The following is a 3333-nucleotide window of genomic DNA, read 5'->3' as shown; positions in this document are numbered from 1 at the left end:
TCCTCCAGGAGCTCCGCGACGCCATCGAGGGCTCGGAGCGGGTCATCGCGGTGATTGGGCCGCAGGCCCTGAGCTCAGATGACGTGCGCATACAGCAGGAACATGCCGTGCTGTTGTGCAAGGCCGTCGTTTCTGTCCTGCGCATAGGCGACCAAGACGCTGTGCTCGCCCAGCCGTGTGTGGCCGACCGTTGGTCCGCGCCGATGGATCTGCGCAAGTTCCACGCTCCCGCGCGACGAGCGTGCTTACGAGGAGGCCCTGCGTGAAGATGTTCGAGCCTGGGCGCTTTGAGTACTTTGGATAGCGTCCATTTGCAACCCCGGCTCCGAACCATCGTGAAGACCGCTGAATGAACGCCAAGGGCCTGAGGACGAAGCAACGCGTTGCATGGGTGGTTCCTTCAGGGAAATCGGGTTAGCCGTTCAGTATCTCCTGCAGCATTTCCCGGATCTTGCGCTGATCGGCCGCGAGGGTGGCGGGATCGCGCTGCAGGAGCCAGACCAGGTTTGCTTCAAGGGTAGCTCGTGCCGCCGGGTCGTCCTGGATTTCACACAGGGTCATAAAAAGATTCCAGGCGGATATGGAAGTGTCTGGGTGCTCCTCGCCGAGCACCCGGCGGCGGGCGGCCAGCACCTGCTCGTGCAGGGCGCGTGCGTCGGCGAGATCGCCGAGATCCTGCAGCGTTTGGGCGAGGTTGCCCATTAAGCTCAGGGTGTCGGGATGCTCCTCGCCGAGCACTCGGCGGTAGGCGTCCAGCACCTGCTCCTGCAAGGCCCGCGCGCCGGCGAGATCGCCCTGGTCCCGCAGCGTCCCGGCCAGGTTGCCCATCGATATCAGGGTGTCGGGGTGCTCCTCGCCGAGCAGGCGGGTATACCCCTCGGACTGCTGGCGATAGAACCGCTCCGCGTCCCGGTAGCTGCCGCGCTCCCACTCATAGCGCCCGAGCCAGCCGATAAGCGCGTATTCGGCGGCGGTGCCGGGCTGTTCGGCCAGCACCCGGGCGTGGGCCAGGGCGTCCTGCAGCGCATCGTGATGACGGATGTCGGTCACCTGTTCCAGGTCCGATGCGAGCACGGAGAGCGCCGCGTCGCGCAGCGCGCTGGCGGTCGGCCTTGGCAGCATCATGCAGGCGTAGGGTGCGGACGATCAGGGTGTGGACGGTGGCGGCCTGGCGGCCTTGCACCGCTTCAGCCAGCGAGGCCTTGATGGCCTGGTGCATGCCGAGGTCGGCGCTGTCCTCGGCGGTGTGTCCCCCCCAGCCCCTCGACGATCGCCAGGCAGCGGGCGACCAGGCTGCGCTCCACCGGCGCGGCGGCAAGCTGGGCGCACAGGCGCAGGAAATCCAGTCCCTCGGGCGGCAGCGCCTGAATGCTGCCGAGAAAGGTGACGGCGATGTTCGGGTTGTGGCCGTTGGGCAGCTCCCCGGCCAGTTGCGCGGCCAGCGCCAGGAAGCCCTGGTAACCTTGCCGCTGGCAGGCGGCGCCGGCCACGTCCAGCGCCAGCGCATGACCCTCCAGGCGGGTGAGAATGGCGTCCACCGCGGCCCGCTCGGCGGCATCCTGCGGGGCGTGGTCGCGGGTGAGCAGGGCGCGGGCGTCGGGCGGGGGCAGCAGGCCCAGGTCGATGGGCTTGCCCAGGGCGTCGTGGCGGCGCGAGCGGGTGGTGAGCAGGGTCTGGCCGTTGCTCGACGGCGCCAGCCAGCGCCCCAGCTCGGCCCGGTTGCCGTCGGGCAGGTCATCGACGATCCACAGATAGGGCCCCAGCGCCTGCAGCCGCGCGGCGAGCACGGCGCGGATCTGCCGGGTGTTCAGTTCGCGGATGGCCACACCCTGAGCCAGGGCGAAGTTGCCGAGCTGGTCGCGGTATTCGTCTTCGCGCCGCTGGGCCAGCGCCGCGGCGCTCTCCTCCGGCCGGTCACTGTGGCCGTAGGCGCGCAGCCAGAACACGCCGCCCGGCCAGAAGGCGCCGAAGCGCAGCGCGTATTCCTCGGCCAGCAGTGACTTGCCGATGCCGCCGCTGCCGCGCAACTGGGCGAGTTGGCCGCGGCACACCGGCGCCGGCTGGGCGCTGACGATGGCGACGTTCGCGACCCGCTGGACCGCCTTATCGCGAGACTGCATCACGCACACGCTATCTTCGAACCCCCGGATGTCATTGACCGACTTCCCCATTGCTGCAGAAGCCCAGGGTCAATCACAGCCGCTTCCGCGGGGTATTTGACACCCAACAGCCGGGATCAGTGCGCCGGCGAACCTGCGCTCGGTTGGATTCGGGCGCCGCGCGCAGAGGCATTTCGCCGGTCAGCTCCGCGCCCGCCCGACCTCTGCCGCTGACGAATGCGAGCGGGCGTGCTGTCTGAGGAATCAGGCGGTTTATACTGCCTATAGAACGGCTGGAGCGGTCGGAGGGAGTAATCATGAAGAACCACACTGCAAACGCCCTCATGGGCACAGCTTTGGCCATAGCCGCACTCAGTTCGGGCGGGTGCTTTAGCTCAAGCGGAGACGACGATTCACCTGATATGCAGGCCCTGGACCCGCACCTCACCCTCGACTCGGACGAGGCGCAACTCCTACTGGCCTGGCGAGATACCTTCGAACAGGATATCCCAAGCCCGGAAGTGGGGTCCCCCTTCCAGGGCACCCATGGGCCTGCAGTGGTGGCGCAGGGCGTAGCCGGGACCGCGGAGACACGCCACTGTGACTCCGGCACACTAACTCTTGAAGAGAACAAGCTTTATCGGTTGGACGATCTCGGCTTCCCCGAGCCATTCAATACGAGCGGCAATGTTCCGGCATTGAACGCCGGCGAGCAGATCCGCGCCGACGACTGCACCGTTGACCGCCCTGGCCTTAGTTTCCATATGGATGGCCAAATGGATCTAGCGCAGGACGCTTCGTTTGAGCCTTCGATTGAGCATTTCCGCTTCGGCGGATACGCAGGTTCAGACCAGTTGGCCGAACTCACCGGAAAAGTCGTCGTGGAGAGCCCGGAGGGAGAGCTAACCGCATGGGGAACTCTGTATGCTTGCTCTGGGTGCGTGGAGGGGCGTCTTGGAAACCTCACTGGTAATCCGGATCGCGATTTTACCTTGGTCGCAAATTTTGACGGAGAGTTCGAGCGGGAACGCCACATCTTCGGTGAAGGGCCAGGTGGCGATGCCCTTGTGGTACACGGTCAAAGCCTCGACGCCTCGCATGTAGTGGGGGAAGTGAATGGCCGCTTGGCATATGCGGATCTGGACAAGCCGGGGTGCGGGTTCGACCTGACGTTCGTGACAGAGGAGTCCCTCCTCGTCGACGATTCCGACAGCGACAGTGAGACGACGGTTGG

General features: G+C 66.2%; 4 protein-coding genes. 2 read left to right on the top strand and 2 right to left on the bottom strand.

All coding sequences use genetic code 11. The features are described from left to right. Positions 1 to 266: hypothetical protein (locus QZT63_RS04700; protein WP_290649025.1), on the top strand; the 266-nt coding region annotated here is incomplete at its 5' end. 148 nt (positions 267 to 414) lie between these two features. On the opposite strand, the gene QZT63_RS04695 is transcribed toward QZT63_RS04700, so the two are convergent. Continuing rightward, complete coding sequence (locus tag QZT63_RS04695) at positions 415 to 1125, bottom strand: tetratricopeptide repeat protein (RefSeq protein ID WP_290649023.1); 711 nt, start codon at positions 1123 to 1125, stop codon at positions 415 to 417. 62 nt (positions 1126 to 1187) lie between these two features. Next, positions 1188 to 2171 (bottom strand): hypothetical protein, encoded by a 984-nt coding sequence (locus QZT63_RS04690; RefSeq protein WP_290649021.1) that lies wholly within the window; start codon positions 2169 to 2171, stop codon positions 1188 to 1190. Between the two features lie 245 nt (positions 2172 to 2416). Here QZT63_RS04690 and QZT63_RS04685 point away from each other — a divergent pair. Then, positions 2417 to 3333 (top strand): hypothetical protein (locus QZT63_RS04685; protein WP_290649019.1); only part of this gene is annotated, 917 nt, incomplete at its 3' end.

The sequence above is a fragment of the Aquisalimonas sp. genome (genome assembly GCF_007120195.1).
Lineage (GTDB): Bacteria > Pseudomonadota > Gammaproteobacteria > Nitrococcales > Aquisalimonadaceae > Aquisalimonas.
This window is presented reverse-complemented; position numbering and strand designations above follow the sequence as displayed.

Bases quoted from the DNA above. Each gene is read 5' to 3' on its own strand.
- QZT63_RS04695 (WP_290649023.1), bottom strand. From the start codon at position 1,125: ATGATGCTGCCAAGGCCGACCGCCAGCGCGCTGCGCGACGCGGCGCTC.
- QZT63_RS04690 (WP_290649021.1), bottom strand. From the start codon at position 2,171: ATGGGGAAGTCGGTCAATGACATCCGGGGGTTCGAAGATAGCGTGTGC.